This window comes from Microbacterium sp. NPDC076895 (assembly GCF_040687115.1).
Lineage (GTDB): Bacteria > Actinomycetota > Actinomycetes > Actinomycetales > Microbacteriaceae > Microbacterium.
In genome coordinates this window covers 65,924-85,132 of record NZ_JBFBMQ010000008.1, presented here as the reverse complement: position 1 = coordinate 85,132, position 19,209 = coordinate 65,924, and the positions used below count along the sequence as shown (strand labels likewise).

Annotated in this window: 14 protein-coding genes and 3 rRNA genes; all 17 read left to right on the top strand. The window is 64.3% G+C overall.

The window, feature by feature from the left end; all coding sequences use genetic code 11:
• Positions 1-15: 15 nt before the first annotated feature.
• The 17 genes from AB0O89_RS08845 to recN all read left to right on the top strand — a co-directional run bounded on the left by AB0O89_RS08845 (position 16) and on the right by recN (position 19,206).
• The gene (locus tag AB0O89_RS08845) at positions 16-1,269 is read left to right on the top strand and encodes an acetylornithine transaminase (protein WP_363496450.1); all 1,254 of its coding nucleotides are present in this window, start codon (positions 16-18) and stop codon (positions 1,267-1,269) included.
• A complete protein-coding gene (gene argF / locus AB0O89_RS08840; protein ID WP_363496447.1) occupies positions 1,266-2,189 on the top strand; it encodes an ornithine carbamoyltransferase in 924 nt (307 codons plus the stop codon). Before AB0O89_RS08845 ends, argF begins: the two co-directional genes overlap by 4 nt.
• Positions 2,168-3,253, top strand: a complete 1,086-nt coding sequence (locus AB0O89_RS08835) for a heparan-alpha-glucosaminide N-acetyltransferase domain-containing protein (RefSeq protein ID WP_363496444.1) — start codon at positions 2,168-2,170, stop codon at positions 3,251-3,253. Before argF ends, AB0O89_RS08835 begins: the two co-directional genes overlap by 22 nt.
• Positions 3,250-4,677, top strand: coding sequence for an argininosuccinate lyase (argH, locus tag AB0O89_RS08830; protein ID WP_363496441.1), 1,428 nt, complete (start codon positions 3,250-3,252; stop codon positions 4,675-4,677). The genes AB0O89_RS08835 and argH overlap by 4 nt, the downstream gene beginning before the upstream one ends.
• 69 nt (positions 4,678-4,746) lie before the next feature.
• Positions 4,747-5,391 (top strand): SatD family protein, encoded by a 645-nt coding sequence (locus tag AB0O89_RS08825; protein WP_363496438.1) that lies wholly within the window; start codon positions 4,747-4,749, stop codon positions 5,389-5,391.
• Positions 5,388-6,086 (top strand): hypothetical protein, encoded by a 699-nt coding sequence (locus tag AB0O89_RS08820; RefSeq protein WP_363496435.1) that lies wholly within the window; start codon positions 5,388-5,390, stop codon positions 6,084-6,086. The genes AB0O89_RS08825 and AB0O89_RS08820 overlap by 4 nt, the downstream gene beginning before the upstream one ends.
• Before the next feature lie 40 nt (positions 6,087-6,126).
• Positions 6,127-7,455, top strand: a complete 1,329-nt coding sequence (gene tyrS / locus AB0O89_RS08815; protein WP_363496432.1) for a tyrosine--tRNA ligase — start codon at positions 6,127-6,129, stop codon at positions 7,453-7,455.
• Positions 7,456-7,968: 513 nt separating this feature from the next.
• Positions 7,969-9,490: ribosomal RNA gene (locus AB0O89_RS08810) — 16S ribosomal RNA — on the top strand.
• Positions 9,491-9,891: 401 nt separating this feature from the next.
• Positions 9,892-12,993: ribosomal RNA gene (locus AB0O89_RS08805) — 23S ribosomal RNA — on the top strand.
• 102 nt (positions 12,994-13,095) lie between these two features.
• A 5S ribosomal RNA gene (gene rrf, locus AB0O89_RS08800) occupies positions 13,096-13,212 on the top strand.
• The 16S, 23S and 5S rRNA genes sit together here, the layout of an rRNA operon.
• Positions 13,213-13,338: 126 nt before the next feature.
• A complete protein-coding gene (locus AB0O89_RS08795) occupies positions 13,339-13,755 on the top strand; it encodes a hypothetical protein (protein ID WP_363496429.1) in 417 nt (138 codons plus the stop codon).
• Between the two features lie 59 nt (positions 13,756-13,814).
• Entirely contained in the window at positions 13,815-14,468 is a 654-nt protein-coding gene (locus tag AB0O89_RS08790; protein WP_363496426.1) for a hypothetical protein, read from the top strand.
• On the top strand, positions 14,468-15,502 hold the full coding sequence (locus AB0O89_RS08785; RefSeq protein ID WP_363496423.1) for an HAD-IIA family hydrolase: 1,035 nt from the start codon (positions 14,468-14,470) through the stop codon (positions 15,500-15,502). The genes AB0O89_RS08790 and AB0O89_RS08785 overlap by 1 nt, the downstream gene beginning before the upstream one ends.
• A 57-nt stretch (positions 15,503-15,559) precedes the next feature.
• Positions 15,560-15,781: a hypothetical protein gene (locus AB0O89_RS08780; protein WP_292713267.1), complete on the top strand. Its 222-nt coding sequence runs from the start codon at positions 15,560-15,562 to the stop codon at positions 15,779-15,781.
• A gap of 10 nt (positions 15,782-15,791) precedes the next feature.
• The gene (locus tag AB0O89_RS08775) at positions 15,792-16,592 is read left to right on the top strand and encodes a TlyA family RNA methyltransferase (protein WP_363496419.1); all 801 of its coding nucleotides are present in this window, start codon (positions 15,792-15,794) and stop codon (positions 16,590-16,592) included.
• Positions 16,589-17,512, top strand: a complete 924-nt coding sequence (locus tag AB0O89_RS08770; protein WP_363496416.1) for an NAD kinase — start codon at positions 16,589-16,591, stop codon at positions 17,510-17,512. The genes AB0O89_RS08775 and AB0O89_RS08770 overlap by 4 nt, the downstream gene beginning before the upstream one ends.
• Positions 17,509-19,206: a DNA repair protein RecN gene (recN, locus tag AB0O89_RS08765; RefSeq protein WP_363496414.1), complete on the top strand. Its 1,698-nt coding sequence runs from the start codon at positions 17,509-17,511 to the stop codon at positions 19,204-19,206. The genes AB0O89_RS08770 and recN overlap by 4 nt, the downstream gene beginning before the upstream one ends.
• Positions 19,207-19,209 lie beyond the last annotated feature (3 nt).

Sequence of the window (19,209 nt, the reverse complement as noted above, 5' to 3'; positions counted from 1 at the left end):
ACGAAAAGAGGCGCAATGAACGACGAGGCATTGACCGCGGCATCCTGGCGGGACGACGCCCGCCGCGACCTCCTCGCCAACGCCGGCGACCGCCTCGCGCTGTTCACCCGCGGCGAGGGTGCCTACCTGTGGGATGACGCGGGCAAGCGCTACCTCGACTTCCTCGCCGGTATCGCGGTGAACTCCCTGGGGCACGCGCACCCGGCGTTCGTCGAGGCGGTTTCGGCGCAGGCCGCGACGCTCGCGCACGTGTCGAACTACTTCGCGACCCCGCCGCAGCTCGCGCTGGCGGCACGGCTCAAGCGCCTCGCGGGCACCGGTGATTCCGGCCGCGTCTACTTCTCGAACTCGGGAGCGGAGGCCAACGAAGCAGCGTTCAAACTCGCTCGACTGCATGGGGGAGCCGACAGACCACGCATCCTCGCCCTCACCGATGCCTTCCACGGCCGCACGATGGGCACGCTCGCCCTCACGGGCAAGCCGGCCATGCAGCAACCGTTCCTTCCGATGGTTCCCGGTGTGGAGTTCCTGGACTCGACGATCGAGGCACTCGAGGCGGCGATGGATGACTCGGTGGCCGCGCTTATCCTCGAACCCATCAAGGGGGAGGCCGGCGTTCTGCCGCTCCCCGACGGCTATCTCGAGGCTGCCCGCGAGCTGACTTCGCGCCACGGCGCGCTTCTCATCCTTGATGAGATCCAGACCGGCGCCGGCCGCACCGGCGAGTGGTTCGCCTTCCAGCACACCGGCATCACCCCGGATGCCATCACCGTTGCCAAGGGCATCGGGGGCGGGTTCCCGATCGGTGCGCTCATCACCTACGGCGCGGCGAGCGAGCTGTTCTACCCCGGCACCCATGGTTCGACGTTCGGTGGTAACGCGCTGGCCACCGCGGTAGCCGGGGCGGTGCTGGAAGAGATCGAGCGCGCCGACCTGGTGAGCAACGCTCGCACGCGCGGCGCGCAGGTGCGTGAGGGCATCCTCGCGATCGATTCCCCGCTGATCACCGGATGCCGCGGGCAGGGTTTGCTTCTGGGTGTGGCGCTCTCGCGCCCGGTCGCCAAGGCGGTCGTGGCAGCGGCACAAGAACACGGACTCATCGTCAATGCCGCCAACGATGAGACGATTCGGATCGCGCCCGCCCTCACGATCGGCGACGTTGAGATCGACGAGTTCTTGACCCTGTTCACCGCGTCCCTGGCGACCGTGACCGACGCCCTCCTGCTCGATGAGACCTCGCAGCCCGACGACAAGGAAGCCGCGCAATGACCCGCCACCTGCTTCGTGACGATGACCTGACCCCGACAGAGCAGGCGGAGATCCTCGCTCTTGCTGCGGAGTTGAAGAAGGATCGCTGGCAGGTCCAGCCGCTGGCGGGCCCGCAGACCGTCGCGGTCATCTTCGACAAGTCCTCGACGCGCACCCGCGTGTCGTTCGCCGTGGGCATCGCCGATCTCGGCGGGTCCCCGCTGATCATCTCGACGGCCAACAGCCAGCTGGGCGGCAAGGAGACCCCCGCCGACACCGCCCGTGTGCTCGAGCGCCAGGTAGCCGCGATCGTCTGGCGCACCTATGCGCAGGCCGGGCTCGAAGAGATGGCCGCCGGTACCCGCGTGCCCGTCATCAATGCGCTCAGCGACGACTTCCATCCGTGTCAGATCCTGGCCGACCTGCTTACGATCCAGGAGCACAAGGGTGACCTGAAGGGCCTCACGCTCGCCTTCTTCGGCGACGGGCGCACGAACATGGGTCAGTCCTATGTGCTCGGTGGTGTCACGGCCGGAATGCATGTGCGGGTCGCCTCGCCGGTGGAGTACGCACCGCGGGAGGATGTCGTGGCCGATGCCGACCGCCGCGCCGAACAGACGGGCGGCTCGGTCACGCTTTACACCGACCCCAACGAGGCCGCCGCCGGCGCAGACATCATCGTCACCGACACCTGGGTCTCGATGGGCAAGGAAGACGAGAAGCTGCAGCGGCTTCGCGACCTCACCCCCTACAAGGTGTCGCAAGAGCTCATGAGCCTCGCCAAGGACGACGCGATCTTCATCCACTGCCTGCCCGCCGATCGCGGGTACGAAGTGGATGCCGAGGTCATCGACGGTCCGCAGAGCGTGGTGTGGGACGAAGCCGAGAACCGACTCCACGCGCAGAAGGCGCTGCTGGTGTGGCTGCTGCAGCAGCAGTAGCCGATCGAATCGTCCGGAATCTGCGCCGCCTCGATGGGCCGCCGCGGATTCCGGGGCTCGACCTTGCCCGCGGGCTCGCCGTGATCGGGATGCTCGCGGCTCACCTGTTCACGCTCCCCGAAATCGACTGGACAGACCCCGCGACCTGGGGTGGGATTGCGGGCGGGCGCTCGTCGATTCTGTTCGCGACTCTCGCCGGCGTCTCGATCTCGATCGTCACCACCGGGCCTCGTGCCCCCCGCGCACCGGGCCGGTGGCTGGCCTGGCGAGCGCTCGTCCTCTGGGTCATCGGTATCGCACTGATCCTTACCGGTGTGCCGGTGTACGTCATCCTGCCGGCGTACGCGATCCTGTTCGCCGCGGCGATCCCGTTCGTGCACGTGCGAACGGCGACCCTGTGGATCGGGGCTGTCGTGGTGGCGCTGGTCGTTCCGTGGCTGCTTCCCCCGATCGAGGCGGCGCCGTTCTGGGACACGGCGCCGGGTGAGGCGGTCTTTCTGTTGACGGGGTGGGCCTACCCTGCACCGCTGTGGCTTGCATTCCTCCTGGCTGGCATGGCAGTCGGCCGCCTCGACCTCACGCGCCCAGCGGTGCTCTGGACGACGGCGGGGGTGGGCCTTGTCGTCGCCGCGGTGGCAGAGACGCTCGCCGTCGTGGTGCCGGCACCCGACGACGACTATCTCGGCCAGGTGTGGCGAGCGAGCGAGCATAGCGGCGGCATCCTCGAGGTGTGGGGCTCGGGCGGGTTCGCGATCGCGATCATCGCGCTGTGCGTGCTGGTGTGCCGCACCGTCCTGCGAGCCGTCGTACTTCCGATCCGGACGCTGGGTGCCATGCCCCTGACGGCGTATTCCGCGCAGATCGTCGTCTGGGCGGTGTGGGCTTTTATGGCGCTGGGAACGACCTCCGACCTCTTCGGTTTTCGCGCCCTGAACCCGTTCTGGCCGATGACCCTCGGGATCATCGCAGCCTGTTTCGTGTGGGCGCTGCTGCTCGGCCGTGGTCCCCTCGAACGGCTGGTCGATCGGGTGTCGCGGCCGCGCGCGGATAGGCTGGCAGGATGACTGCGACGGGTGATGCAACGCACGATGGCGCCCTCTGGGGTGCGCGATTCGCTTCGGGCCCTTCGCCCGAGCTTGCGGCCCTGAGCGTCTCTACCCACTTCGACTGGGCGCTCGCCGCGTACGACATCCGAGGATCGCGGGCGCACGCATCTGCCCTTGAGGCAGCGGGCTACCTCACGTCTGATGAAGCTGCCAGCATGCGCGCCGGCCTCGACGAGCTCGCGGATGCCGTTGCCCGTGGCGACGTCGTTGCTCGACCTCAGGACGAAGACGTCCACGGTGCGCTCGAGCAGGCTCTCATCGAGATCGTCGGTCCCGAGCTGGGCGGAAAGCTCCGGGCCGGACGCAGCCGCAACGACCAGATCGCGACGCTGGTGCGGATGTACCTCCTCGACCACACGCAGACGCTGGTGCGTGAGATCGTCCGTCTCATCGACGCCATCGTCGCCCAGGCCGAGGCGCACCCCGCCGCCATCATGCCGGGGCGCACTCACCTCCAGCACGCGCAACCGATCCTGCTGGCGCACCACTTGCTCGCTCACGCGTGGCCACTCGTGCGCGATCTCGAACGACTCCGCGATTGGTCGGCGCGCGCGTCGGTGTCTCCGTACGGCGGGGGAGCGCTCGCCGGATCGACCCTGGGTCTTGACCCCGCGCTGGTCGCTGCAGAATTGGGGCTCTCTCGGCCCGCAGAGAACTCGCTGGACGGCACGGCGGCGCGCGACGTCGTCGCCGAGTTCGCGTTCATCGCCGCCCAGATCGGCGTCGATCTATCGCGCTTTGCCGAAGACATCATCGTGTGGAACACGCGTGAGTTCGGTTTCGTCACGCTCGATGATGGCTACTCGACCGGCTCGAGCATCATGCCGCAGAAAAAGAACCCCGATATCGCCGAACTGGCGAGGGGGAAGGCCGGCCGCCTGATCGGAAACCTCACCGGGCTGCTCGCAACGCTCAAGGGTCTGCCCCTGGCGTACAACCGCGATCTGCAGGAAGACAAAGAGCCCGTCTTCGATTCGGTGCGCACACTCGAGACCGTCTTGCCCGCCTTTGCCGGCATGGTCGCGACCCTGCGCTTCGACACCGATCGGATGGCGGAGCTCGCGCCGCAGGGCTTCTCGCTTGCCACGGATGTCGCGGAGTGGCTCGTTCGAGAAGGTGTTCCCTTCCGGGATGCTCATGAGATCTCCGGGAAGCTCGTGCAGGCATGTGAGGCCCGTGGAATCGGACTCGAAGACGCCGACGATGACCTGCTGGCCGAGGTCTCGCCGCGGCTCACGCCGGGAGTTCGCGACGTGCTGACGATCGAAGGATCGGTTGCCAGTAGGACCGGCGCCGGCGGAACTGCTCCGGTGCGGGTCGCCGAGCAGCGCGCGGAACTGATTTCCCGCGTTCAGGACGCCGCGCACGCGCTGGGGCTGTGACGGGACTGATCGATCCCAAAAATCAGTTCCACGCTTATTATCTTGCTTCATAAGCGCTAGGCTGATTCCGTGACCATCGCGGTGATCGCTGACATCGTCGGATCCCGGCGCCTTGCCGACCGGGATGCTGCGCAGCGCGAGCTGGAGGCGACGATTGCGCGCGTCCACGCCGAACGGCCGACGGCGCTCGTGCCGCTGACGGCGACCTTCGCTGACGAACTCCAGGCGGTCTTCGCGGAGTTGGATCACGCGCTTGCGTGGCTGCTGCTGCTTCAGCTCGCGCTTCCCGAAGAGATCGAACTGCGCTTCGGGATCGGCATCGGCGCCGTGGGGGCCGTCTCGTCTGCAACCGGTCACATCTCCGACGGTCCCGGTTGGTGGTCAGCCCGGGACGCGGTCGAGGCCGTGCACCGGCTTCAGGATCGTGCCGTACCGCGCGCCCGGACGCGCGTTGTCGCAGCTCCGGGGGAGGATGCCGCCATGGCCGAGCGCGTCCGATCCGTCAACGCATACCTGCTTGTCCGCGATGAGATCGTCGGCGCGATGTCGCCGCGCACACGCCGCCTCGCCTACGGCCGCTGCCTTGGCCGCACACAACACGACCTCGCCGCACAGGAGGGGATCACGCAGTCGGCGGTCTCCCAGGCACTCGCCACCGGCGGTGCCGCAGGACTTGTTGCGGGATTCCAGATCCTGGACGGCGCGTCCGGATGATCGCCGCAGGCATTGTCCTCCTGGCGGTCGGCTGCCTCGACCTCACGCGGCGTTCGCTGATCGGGGTGTCTCGCGCCGTTGTTCTGGCGGTGCTCGGAGTGGCCCTTCTCGTCGCCTCGGCGGGCGCGGATGCCGCGGTCTGGAGCTTCGTTGCCGCCGGCGTAGCGGCGGTCTGGGCGCTGGCTACCCCGGATCGACGTGGCGGGCGTGCCGGCTTCTGGCCCGTCGCCCTCGTGGTGGCTGTCGCTGCCCTCTCCGTCGCGCTCCTGGGCGTCCGAGAAGACCAGGGGCCGCTTGGTGAGGTGTGGCCCTCCGGCTCGCCGCTCGGCGCAGTGAGCCTGGACGTCGCCGTCCTGGTCGTCGGCGCGCTCGTCTTCCTGCTCGAATCGGGCAATGTGATCGTGCGGATCGCGCTTCGGGACGGTGACGTGCCCGTAGAAGAACGTGCGTCCACACTCAAGGGCGGACGACTCATCGGTCCGATCGAGCGTGTGCTCGTCTTCGCACTCACTCTCACGGGCGCGTTCACGCTCCTGGCCGCGGTGCTCGCAGCGAAGGGGATCGTCCGCTTTCCTGAGATCTCTCGGGACGGAGAGGGCGGCATCCGCGCCGAGTACTTCCTCATCGGGAGCCTCGTGAGCTGGACGACCGCCCTCGCGGTGGCTTTCCTCGGCTGGTGGGGGAGCTCGATCTGACTCCCCGGTCAGCAGTGGGCGCGCTGCTAGCCTGAGAATCGTGGCAGAACTGACGACCGATTCCCCCGTCCGCGCGTTGGAGCCGGTGAATGATCCTTCGTTCGAATCGGTGTGGGACGAGATCGTCTGGCGCGGTCTGGTGCATGTATCCACCGATCAGGAGGCCTTGCGCGAGCTGCTGGGGGGCGAGCCGATCACGTACTACTGCGGGTTCGACCCGACCGCACCGAGCCTGCACCTGGGAAACCTCGTGCAGCTGCTGTTGCTGCGCCGTCTGCAGCTTGCTGGCCATCGCCCCCTGGGACTTGTCGGCGGGTCGACGGGGCTCATCGGCGATCCGCGACCGACGGCCGAGCGCACGTTGAACACGCCGGAGACCGTGCGGGAGTGGGTGACGCGGCTGCGCGCGCAGGTCGAGAAGTTCCTCAGCTTCGAGGGCGAGAACGCCGCCCGCATCGTCAACAACCTCGACTGGACCGCGCCGCTGTCGGCAATCGACTTCCTGCGGGAGATCGGCAAGCACTACCGGGTCGGCACGATGCTGAAGAAGGATGCCGTCAGCGCCCGACTGAACTCGGAGGCGGGGATCAGCTACACCGAGTTCAGCTACCAGATCCTGCAGGGAATGGACTTCCTGGAGCTCTACCGCACCTACGGGTGCGTGCTGCAGACCGGCGGCAGCGACCAGTGGGGCAACCTCACCAGCGGGGTGGATCTCGTCCACCATGTCGAGCATGTGGGAGTTCACGCGATCGGGACGCCGCTGATCACCAACAGCGACGGCACGAAGTTCGGCAAGAGCGAGGGCAATGCGATCTGGCTGGATGCCGCGATGTGCTCTCCGTACCGGATGTACCAGTTCTGGCTCAACACGGACGACGCCGACGTCATCACGCGGATGAAGATCTTCACGTTCCTCACCCGCGAAGAGATCGAGGAGTACGAACGACTCGTCGAGGTGGAGCCCTACCGTCGGGCAGCGCAGCGGCGGCTCGCTCTCGAGGTCACGACGACCGTGCATGGCGCAGAGGCGACGGCGGGAGTGATCGCCGCCTCCGAGGCCTTGTTCGGGCACGGTGATCTCACATCGCTGGATGCCGAGGTCCTTCGCACCGCGCTGGAGGAGTTGCCGCACGTGCAGGGGACGGTGGAGATGACCGTCGTCGAGGCGCTCGTCGCAACTGGACTTGTCACCAGTCTCTCCGAGGCTCGCCGTGCTGTCGCGCAGGGCGGAGTGTCGCTCGACGGCAACCGTGTCGACGACGACGGTGCACTGGTCACGGGCGGGCTGCCCGGGGGAGTGTCGGTGGTGCGCCGCGGAAAGAAGACGCTGGCCGGCGTCTTCGTTGACCCGCGTAAATCCGCGTGATGCGGCGCGACACGCCCGGGATGCGGCCAGGATTTGTCACGTTGTTCACATCCGCGTAATGTCTTACTTGTTCGCCCCAAAGGAGCGCGGTGAGGCTGAGAGCCTCCCCTCCTCAAGCAGTGAACCACCCCCCAACATCAAGACTCCTTGTGAGTCGCAGACCTCCGGGTCTACGATGGGGGATCCGCTCTTCGCGGTGGTCTTGTCGACCGCTCGAGCGAGTCTGAGACTCGCCGGACGCCGATTTGACAGCCACGGAGAAACGGATAAGATAGAGAAGTTGCCCTGCGGGGAGGTCGAGAGACCGAAAGCAGGAGCATCCGATCCTTGAGAACTCAACAGCGTGCACTTGTCAAATGCCAAAAAACCTCGATTCAGCTTCGGCTGAATGAGATTCCTTTGGATCAAAGTCCGGCACTTCGGTGCCGGCAACGGATAGTCAGCAATGACATCCCTTTGGTCAGATCAAACTCGCTGCTTCAGTCAATTTCCGGCTGATCGCAGCAAATTTCTTTCACGGAGAGTTTGATCCTGGCTCAGGATGAACGCTGGCGGCGTGCTTAACACATGCAAGTCGAACGGTGAAGCAGAGCTTGCTCTGTGGATCAGTGGCGAACGGGTGAGTAACACGTGAGCAATCTGCCCCTGACTCTGGGATAAGCGCTGGAAACGGCGTCTAATACCGGATACGAGCTGCGAAGGCATCTTCAGCAGCTGGAAAGAATTTCGGTCAGGGATGAGCTCGCGGCCTATCAGCTTGTTGGTGAGGTAACGGCTCACCAAGGCGTCGACGGGTAGCCGGCCTGAGAGGGTGACCGGCCACACTGGGACTGAGACACGGCCCAGACTCCTACGGGAGGCAGCAGTGGGGAATATTGCACAATGGGCGAAAGCCTGATGCAGCAACGCCGCGTGAGGGACGACGGCCTTCGGGTTGTAAACCTCTTTTAGCAGGAAAGAAGCGAAAGTGACGGTACCTGCAGAAAAAGCGCCGGCTAACTACGTGCCAGCAGCCGCGGTAATACGTAGGGCGCAAGCGTTATCCGGAATTATTGGGCGTAAAGAGCTCGTAGGCGGTCTGTCGCGTCTGCTGTGAAAACCCGAGGCTCAACCTCGGGCCTGCAGTGGGTACGGGCAGACTAGAGTGCGGTAGGGGAGATTGGAATTCCTGGTGTAGCGGTGGAATGCGCAGATATCAGGAGGAACACCGATGGCGAAGGCAGATCTCTGGGCCGTAACTGACGCTGAGGAGCGAAAGGGTGGGGAGCAAACAGGCTTAGATACCCTGGTAGTCCACCCCGTAAACGTTGGGAACTAGTTGTGGGGTCCATTCCACGGATTCCGTGACGCAGCTAACGCATTAAGTTCCCCGCCTGGGGAGTACGGCCGCAAGGCTAAAACTCAAAGGAATTGACGGGGACCCGCACAAGCGGCGGAGCATGCGGATTAATTCGATGCAACGCGAAGAACCTTACCAAGGCTTGACATATACGAGAACGCTGCAGAAATGTAGAACTCTTTGGACACTCGTAAACAGGTGGTGCATGGTTGTCGTCAGCTCGTGTCGTGAGATGTTGGGTTAAGTCCCGCAACGAGCGCAACCCTCGTTCTATGTTGCCAGCACGTAATGGTGGGAACTCATGGGATACTGCCGGGGTCAACTCGGAGGAAGGTGGGGATGACGTCAAATCATCATGCCCCTTATGTCTTGGGCTTCACGCATGCTACAATGGCCGGTACAAAGGGCTGCAATACCGCGAGGTGGAGCGAATCCCAAAAAGCCGGTCCCAGTTCGGATTGAGGTCTGCAACTCGACCTCATGAAGTCGGAGTCGCTAGTAATCGCAGATCAGCAACGCTGCGGTGAATACGTTCCCGGGTCTTGTACACACCGCCCGTCAAGTCATGAAAGTCGGTAACACCTGAAGCCGGTGGCCCAACCCTTGTGGAGGGAGCCGTCGAAGGTGGGATCGGTAATTAGGACTAAGTCGTAACAAGGTAGCCGTACCGGAAGGTGCGGCTGGATCACCTCCTTTCTAAGGAGCATCTGGCACCCTAGGGTGTCCAGGCGCCGGATCGAGACGAACGTTCTCGCCGGTTAGCTCATGGGTGGAACATTTGACGAGGTGTCGATCGAAGATCGCCCCGCTCAGTACGTCCTTCGGGACTGGAACCGCGGATCGTGAACGATCGACACATGCACGCTGTTGGGTCCTGAGGGACCGGATGCCGCGATAGCGGCAGCTGAACCTCAGGGCCTTTTCTGGCGGTCGCACAGCGACACGCGGGAGAGGTACCGCCCGTACTTTGAGAACTACACAGTGGACGCGAGCATCTTTTGAACTGATTTTTCAGTTCATATTGATGATCTTAAAGATCATTAATCAATTTCGAGTTGGACTTCGGTCCAAACCGATTCTTGATAAAACTCATGTGATTTCAAGTCTTTAAGAGCAAACGGTGGATGCCTTGGCATCTGGAGCCGAAGAAGGACGTAGCAATCTGCGATAAGCCTCGGGGAGTGGATAAGCACACTTTGATCCGAGGATCTCCGAATGGGGAAACCCCGCTGGGCGGCGTGCCGACCCAGTGACTCCCGCCTGAATATATAGGGCGGGTAGAGGGAACGTGGGGAAGTGAAACATCTCAGTACCCACAGGAAGAGAAAGCAACCGCGATTCCGTTAGTAGTGGCGAGCGAAACCGGAACAGGCTAAACCGAGTACGTGTGATATCCGGCAGGAGTTGCGTATTCGGGGTTGTGGGACTTTTCGTGCTGTTCTGCCGATCAGCAAGCGTTACAAGAAGGTATAGACGAATGGCATTGAAAGGCCAGTCATAGAGGGTGCCAACCCCGTAGTCGAAATGCCTCCCTTGGCGCGAGAAGTATCCCAAGTAGCACGGGGCCCGAGAAATCCCGTGTGAATCTGTCAGGACCACCTGATAAGCCTAAATACTCCCAGATGACCGATAGCGGACAAGTACCGTGAGGGAAAGGTGAAAAGTACCCCGGGAGGGGAGTGAAATAGTACCTGAAACCGTTTGCTTACAAACCGTTGGAGCAGCCCTAGCAGCTGTGACAGCGTGCCTTTTGAAGAATGAGCCTGCGAGTTAGCGATATGTGGCGAGGTTAACCCGTGTGGGGTAGCCGTAGCGAAAGCGAGTCTGAATAGGGCGATCCAGTCGCATGTCCTAGACCCGAAGCGAAGTGATCTATCCATGGCCAGGCTGAAGCGACGGTAAGACGTCGTGGAGGGCCGAACCCACTTAGGTTGAAAACTGAGGGGATGAGCTGTGGATAGGGGTGAAAGGCCAATCAAACTTCGTGATAGCTGGTTCTCTCCGAAATGCATTTAGGTGCAGCGTTGCGTGTTTCTTGCCGGAGGTAGAGCTACTGGATGGCCGATGGGCCCTACAAGGTTACTGACGTCAGCCAAACTCCGAATGCCGGTAAGTGAGAGCGCAGCAGTGAGACTGTGGGGGATAAGCTTCATAGTCGAGAGGGAAACAACCCAGACCACCAACTAAGGTCCCTAAGCGCGTGCTAAGTGGGAAAGGATGTGGAGTTGCTCAGACAACCAGGAGGTTGGCTTAGAAGCAGCCACCCTTGAAAGAGTGCGTAATAGCTCACTGGTCAAGTGATTCCGCGCCGACAATGTAACGGGGCTCAAGCACGCCACCGAAGTTGTGGCATTGACATTATTGGTAGGCCTTCGTGGTCCAGCCGTGTTGATGGGTAGGAGAGCGTCGTGTGGCCAGCGAAGCGGCGGTGTGAACCAGCCGTGGAGGCTACACGAGTGAGAATGCAGGCATGAGTAGCGAAAGACGTGTGAGAAACACGTCCTCCGAAAGACCAAGGGTTCCAGGGTCAAGCTAATCTTCCCTGGGTAAGTCGGGACCTAAGGCGAGGCCGACAGGCGTAGTCGATGGACAACGGGTTGATATTCCCGTACCGGCGAAGAACCGCCCCAATCAATCCAGTGGTGCTAAATGCCCGAATCCCTTTGTACGATCCCTTCGGGGTGAGGCATTGGGCCTAGCGCATGAACCCATGCTGGTGCGGTTAGCGTATTAACAGGTGTGACGCAGGAAGGTAGCCCAAGCCAGGCGATGGTTGTCCTGGTGCAAGTGCGTAGGCCGAGTGATAGGCAAATCCGTCACTCTTATGGCTGAGACACGATGCGGATAAAAAGTGGGTGATCCTATGCTGCCAAGAAAAGCATCGACGCGAGGTTCTAGCCGCCCGTACCCCAAACCGACTCAGGTGGTCAGGTAGAGAATACCAAGGAGATCGAGAGAATCGTGGTTAAGGAACTCGGCAAAATGCCCCCGTAACTTCGGGAGAAGGGGGGCCTTCGACGTATTAGGACTTGCTCCGAAAGCGTTTGGAGGCCGCAGAGACTAGTGGGTAGCGACTGTTTACTAAAAACACAGGTCCGTGCCAAGTCGCAAGACGATGTATACGGACTGACGCCTGCCCGGTGCTGGAAGGTTAAGAGGACCGGTTAGCCGCAAGGCGAAGCTGAGAATTTAAGCCCCAGTAAACGGCGGTGGTAACTATAACCATCCTAAGGTAGCGAAATTCCTTGTCGGGTAAGTTCCGACCTGCACGAATGGCGTAACGACTTCCCAACTGTCTCAACCGCGAACTCGGCGAAATTGCACTACGAGTAAAGATGCTCGTTACGCGCAGCAGGACGGAAAGACCCCGTGACCTTTACTACAGCTTGGTATTGGTGTTCGGTGTGGCTTGTGTAGGATAGGTGGGAGACTTTGAAGCAGGGACGCCAGTTCTTGTGGAGTCATTGTTGAAATACCACTCTGGTCACTCTGGATGTCTAACTTAGAACCGTAATCCGGTTCAGGGACAGTGCCTGGTGGGTAGTTTAACTGGGGCGGTTGCCTCCCAAAAAGTAACGGAGGCGCCCAAAGGTTCCCTCAACCTGGTTGGCAATCAGGTGGCGAGTGTAAGTGCACAAGGGAGCTTGACTGTGAGACTGACAGGTCGAGCAGGGACGAAAGTCGGGACTAGTGATCCGGCAGTGGCTTGTGGAAGCGCTGTCGCTCAACGGATAAAAGGTACCTCGGGGATAACAGGCTGATCTTGCCCAAGAGTCCATATCGACGGCATGGTTTGGCACCTCGATGTCGGCTCGTCGCATCCTGGGGCTGGAGTAGGTCCCAAGGGTTGGGCTGTTCGCCCATTAAAGCGGTACGCGAGCTGGGTTTAGAACGTCGTGAGACAGTTCGGTCCCTATCCGCTGCGCGCGTAGGAAGTTTGAGAGGATCTGACCCTAGTACGAGAGGACCGGGTTGGACGAACCTCTGGTGTGTCAGTTGTTCCGCCAGGAGCACCGCTGATTAGCTACGTTCGGGATGGATAACCGCTGAAAGCATCTAAGCGGGAAGCCGGCCTCAAGATGAGACTTCCATGCCTACGGGCGAGAGGCTCCCAGCAGACTACTGGGTTGATAGGCCAGATGTGGAAGCGTGGTAACACGTGCAGCTGACTGGTACTAATAAGCCGATGACTTGATAACACACCGTTTTTTGGTGCTTGCGTCCACTGAGTGGTTCTCGATGTACGGTCGAGAACCGCATGACAATGACTTTTGTTGTGCAGACTGAAACATCAATAGTGTTTCGGCGGCCATAGCGAGAGGGAAACGCCCGGTCCCATTCCGAACCCGGAAGCTAAGCCTCTCAGCGCCGATGGTACTGCAGGGGGGACCCTGTGGGAGAGTAGGACACCGCCGGACTTCTTTCACGAAATGGCCACCCATCGTTGGGTGGCCATTTCGCGTTAACGGGCCGTTGCATGGTGCATGCACGCCACTGTGGAAGGATCGGGCAGGACATGGCAGAGGACAACGCCGCTGAGGCGGATGATTCTTCGCGCAGCAGCCGAAACCAGAGGCCTTCACGTCCTCGGGGAGAGCGTGGGCCCGCCCGGGGTGGGCGTCCTGATCGTGCCGGTGGCGATCGACGCAGCGGGGCAGATCGTCAGCCCTCGCGCGATGCGGCCGGTCGTCGCTCTCCGAGCGGTGGCCGAGACGGCGCGTCGCGCTCGAGCGACGGGCGGCCACCGCGTTCCGACGACCGTGGCAGGCCACGCAGCACGGATCGTGACGGTGCGGGCAAACGCCCCTCGGGCGCCGGTCGGTCTTCTGAGCGCGGGCGTCCCGATCGTGCTGGGCGTCCGGATCGTCCGCCCCGTGTCGAAGACGATCGGGAGCGCGGGCCGGAGGTCCCCGAGGAGATCACGGCGCGAGATCTTGCGGCGCCGGCACGCAACGAGCTGAAGACCCTGAGCAAAGAGAACGCGGATGCCGTCGCTCGTCACCTCGCCATGGCGGCGCGGGTGATTGATACCGATCCGACGCTCGCGCACGCGCACGCACAGGCTGCGGTTAAGCGCGCAGGACGCATTGCTGTGGTTCGTGAGACGGCGGCGATCACTGCGTACGCGACCGGCGACTTTGCGCTCGCACTGCGTGAACTGCGTACTTACCGTCGTATCTCGGGCAGGGATGACCAGATCGCCCTGATGGTCGACAGCGAGCGCGGGGTTGGTCGGCCTGATCGCGCCCTGGAGGCCGGGCGAGCTGTTGACCGTGCCGCGCTCCCAGCGGGCGTGCGGGTCGAGCTTGCGATTGCGATGTCTGGTGCGCGTCTGGATCTGGGTGAGCCCGAGCGTGCGTTGAATGAGCTCGATATTCCGGAGCTCGACCCGGACCGCGCGTTCGAGTGGTCGCCGGGTCTCTTTGCCGCGCGTGCGACAGTTCTGGAAGAGCTGGGGCGCGTCGAGGAAGCGCAAGAGTGGCAGCGGCGGGCGATCATCGCCGCCGATGCTCTGGATGCGGCAGCCGGCTATGCCGAGAGCGAAGAGCTGTTCGTCGAGGACATCGAACCCGAGGAGACGGCGTCTGCGGACCAGTCCACTGCAGCGGCGGCAACCGTGGATCCGGCATCCGACCCGCACGGTGGCGCCGAGCGCACTGACGGGGAGCGTTGATGGCGGTGTTCTCGCGGCGCAGTGCCTCGCCGACGCCACTTGATGGTGTGGATGTCGTCCTCGCCGACCTGGACGGCGTCGTCTATGCCGGAGCCGGGGCGCTGCCGTGGGCAGTGGAGAGTCTGTCAGCTCTGGGGGAGCGGCGTCTGGGGTTCATCACGAACAACGCTTCCCGTACCGACGAGGCAGTCGCCGACCACCTGCGTGAGCTCGGCCTTGCGGTGCAGGCATCTGACGTCGTCACGAGCCCGCAGGCTGCCACGCGCCTGCTTCGCAGTCGTGTCGAACCGGGTGCGACGATTCTCGTGGTCGGTGGCGAAGGTCTCGTCGTCGAACTCGAGAAGGCCGGGTATGCCGTGACCCGCAGTGCCGAGGATTCCCCGGCTGCCGTCGTACAGGGATTCGCGCCCGACGTGGGCTGGAAGCAGCTGGCAGAGGCCGCCTTCGCACTGAAGATCCCGGAAGACGAGGGTGGGATCCCCTGGATCGCGACGAACACCGACTGGACGATCCCGCAGGCGCGCGGCATTGCGCCGGGCAACGGCACTCTGGTGTCGGCGGTTCACACCGCGGTCGGTCGTCTGGCGACGGTGGCGGGAAAGCCCGAAACGCCCATCTTTGAGGAAGCCGTCGCCCGGTTCGGCGCGCAGCATCCGCTCTTCATCGGAGACCGTCTCGACACCGACATCCTCGGCGCGTGCAGGGCGGGAATCGCCTCGGCCCTTGTGCTGACGGGTATCGACAGGCCCAAGCATGTGCTGGCAGCTCCGGCCGGATCGCAGCCGACCTTCATCCTCGGGGATCTTCGGGAGCTGTCGGAGCCCTACCCCGAGCCAGTGACTCGTGACGGGGTGACCGACGTACGCGGCGCTCGCGTTCGCATCGATGGCCCGGACGTCGAGATCCTCGCTGAGGGGGAGCGCCCCATCGACTTGCTGCGCGCGGGAGCTGCGGCGATCTGGGGGACAGGGCGTGCGATTTTCGGGTTCCGGGTGCCCGAGCGCCTCTACGAGGACCCGTTCCACCGCCCCTGAGCCCTCAGCCGCCCCGTCGGGCCCGGTAGGTGCTGTCGCGCCCGTAGTCTGGGTGTCATGCTCAGCGACGATCGTTCCGACGAGGATGCCGCTTCCGACGAGACCGGGACCGGCGACGACGTGCCCGATACCACCGCCCCGCGCCCCGACGAGGACCTGCTCTCGCGTCTCGACATTGTTGAGTCGCAGCCGTTGTCTGACCGTGCGGCGGCGTACGAAGCGATCCACGAGGATCTGGCGCGGCGCCTGGAGCACAATCCCGAAGCCCCTCATCAGTGATCTCTCACCGATGACGCCCCGACTGGATGCCGAGCTTGCCGCTCGCGGCCTGGCACGCTCGCGAACGCACGCTGCGCGCCTGATCTCCGCGGGCAGCGTCACCGTCGACGGGCGCGGGGTCGTGAAGCCGTCAGCGGCTGTGGACGCGGCATCCGTCATCGAGGTCGCTGCCGATGATCACTACGTCAGCCGCGGCGCGCACAAGCTCATTGCCGCGCTCGATGCCTTCGCGGTGGTCGTCGCGGGCAAACATGCTCTCGACCTCGGCGCATCAACCGGCGGCTTCACGCAGGTACTGCGGGAGCGGGGCGCGACACCTGTCGTTGCGGTCGACGTTGGCCACGGACAGCTCGCGCCTCCTATCGCGTCCGACCCCGAGGTCATCTCGGTCGAGGGTTTCAACGTGCGCTACATGGATGCCGAAACACTGCGTTCGGCATCCGGGGTGGAGTCTCAGCCCCAGATCGTGGTGGGAGATCTCTCCTTCATCTCTTTGGGGCACGTGCTTCCCGCGATGTGCCGCGTCGCTGCGGCGGACGCCGACATCATCCTGCTCGTGAAGCCGCAGTTCGAGGTTGGGCGCACCGGCATCCGCGAAGGGGTCGTGACCGACGCGGGGCTGCGTTCCGAGGCGGTCATGGGCGTGCTCTGGTCTGCGTGGGATGCGGGACTCGGCACCCTCGGGGTGATCTCCTCCCCGATCGTGGGAACCCACGGGAACCTGGAGTACCTCGTGCATCTTGCCGCGTCGCGGGGGAGCAATCCGACAGAATGGATCAGCACGGTGAATCAGCTGACGGGAGCACGATGACCAACGAGGGCCGCAACATCCTCGTGGTCGCGCACGCGCTCCGCCCCGAAACGGTCGACGCAGCTGCCCGCGTGATCGGCGCGCTTCGTGAGGCGGGCGCGACCCCTGTCCTCTCCTCCGACGATCGGTCCGAACTCGGCGCTGCGATCCCGGGCCCGCTCGCCGTGCTGGGGGCCGATGTCGCGGTGGCGGACATCGAACTGGCGATCGTTCTCGGCGGCGATGGCACAATCCTTCGGGCCGCAGAACTCGTTCGCGAGGGCAGCGCCCCCGTCCTCGGGATCAACATGGGTCACGTCGGCTTCCTCGCCGAGATCGAGCGCGATGACATGGACGAGGCAGTCAGGCGGGTCATCGACCGCGACTACACGGTCGAAGAGCGACTCGCGCTGCAGGTGCGGATCAAGGACCGCGACGAGCAGGTCATCTACGAGACGTGGGCGCTGAACGAGGCCACCGTTGAAAAGGCCAGCCGGGAGCGGATGCTCGAGGTCGTCATTGAGATCGACGGGCGTCCGCTGTCGTCGTTCGGCTGCGATGGCATCGTCGTGTCGACCCCGACGGGCTCGACCGCCTACAACTTCTCCGCCGGAGGTCCGGTGATCTGGCCGGGAGTCGAAGCGATTGCGGTGGTGCCGCTGTCGGCGCATGCGCTGTTCGCCAAGCCGCTCGTGATCGCGCCCGAGCACACCGTCGCCGTCGAGCTGCTCGAGCGCACGAACGGCACCGGCATCCTCTGGTGCGACGGTCGACGCTCCCACGATCTTCCCGCCGGCGCGCGCGTCGTCGTGCGCCGATCGGAGCATCCCGTGCGTCTTGCGCGACTGCATCCTGCGTCCTTCACGGACCGGCTCGTCAAGAAGTTCAGTCTGCCCGTCGAGGGATGGCGCGGCCCGTCACCCGCGGCGGAGGGTTCGTGATCGAGCAGATGACCCTTCGGGACCTCGGCGTGATCGCCGAGGCGACCCTGCCGATCGGTCCCGGGTTCACCGCGATCACGGGCGAGACCGGTGCTGGCAAGACGATGGTCGTGACCGGCCTCGGCCTGCTTCTCGGTCAGCGCTCGGACAGCGGCGCGGTGCGCGCGGGGGCGGCGCAGGCATCCGTCGAGGGCGTCTGGATCGTTCCGCCCGATGGAGCTGTGGCCGAGCGAGTGCGCGAGGCTGGTGCGGATGTCGAGCCGATCGATGACACCCGCGCCGAGCTCATCGTCGGTCGCATCATCTCGAGCGAGGGGCGCAGCCGGGCGGCAGTCGGTGGGCGAGCAGCCCCCGCGGCGGTGCTCTCGGAGCTTGCCGACGATCTCGTTGTCGTGCACGGACAGTCCGAACAGCTGCGGCTGCGCTCAAGCGTCGCCCAGCGCGACGCTCTCGATCGGTTCGGGGGAGCAGATGTCGCCGAGGCCCTCGAGGCTTACCGGGAGCGGTTCGCGGCGTGGGAGCGGCTGGATGAGCAGCTCACGACACTCGTCGCCGATCGCGACGCGCGAGCTGCCGAAGCCGAGGAACTCCGCGCCGCGATCGCGGTGATCGAGGCCGCCGCCCCGCGCGCAGGCGAGGACGCTGAGCTCAGCCAGCGGGCCGAGCGGCTCGCGAACGCCGAGGCGTTGCGGGAAGCCGCGGCGCTGGCGCATGCGGCGTTGACGGCTGAGGATGAAGCTGCTGACGCGACGACGCTGGTCGGGGAGGCGCGGCGTGCCCTGGAGCGTGCCGCGGGAAGTGACCCCGAGCTCGAGCGTCTGGCCGAGCAGGTCGCCGAGATCGGGTACCGGCTCGTCGATGTCTCAGCCTCGCTCGCCGGGTACCTCGCCGACCTCGATGAATCGGGTCCGCACGAACTCGCCGCTGTTGAGGAGCGCCGTGCGGCGCTGGCCGAGCTGGTGCGCGCGCACGGCTCGCTGGACGAGGCGATCGCGCTTCTTGACACCGGGTCCGCACGGCTCGCAGAGCTCGACGACGACGGCGAAAGAGTCGAGCGACTCACCCGGGAGCGTGAAGAGGCGGCATCCGCTCTCGATGATGCGGCAGCGGCGCTCACGGCGGCGCGCACGGCGGCCGCCACCCGCCTCGGAAAGCTCGTGACAGCGGAGTTGCATGCTCTCGCGATGCCGGATGCCGAGGTCGAGGTCTCCGTCACCCCCGCAGCACCCAGCCGGTCGGGCCGCGACGAGGTAGCAATCCTCCTGGCGCCTCACCCGGGTTCGTCGCCACGTCCGGTCTCGCGCAGCGCATCCGGCGGTGAGCTCAGTCGCGTCATGCTCGCGATCGAGGTCGTGATCGCCGGCGTCGATGCCGTACCGACCTTCGTTTTCGACGAGGTGGATGCCGGCATCGGCGGCGCCGCGGCGATCGAGGTGGGAAGGCGCCTGGCGCGACTGGCGCAGACATCCCAGGTGATCGCGGTGACCCACCTCGCGCAGGTGGCGGCTTTCGCGAACAACCACCTGAGCGTGGTCAAGGCCAGCGATGGTGCCGTCACGGCATCCGGGGTTCATCAGCTCACCGGCGCCGCTCGCGAGGCCGAGATGGCGCGGCTGCTCTCGGGAATGCCAGACTCCGAGGCAGCGCTCACCCACGCCCGCGAGTTGCTCGACCTGGGCACGATTGCCGACTGATAG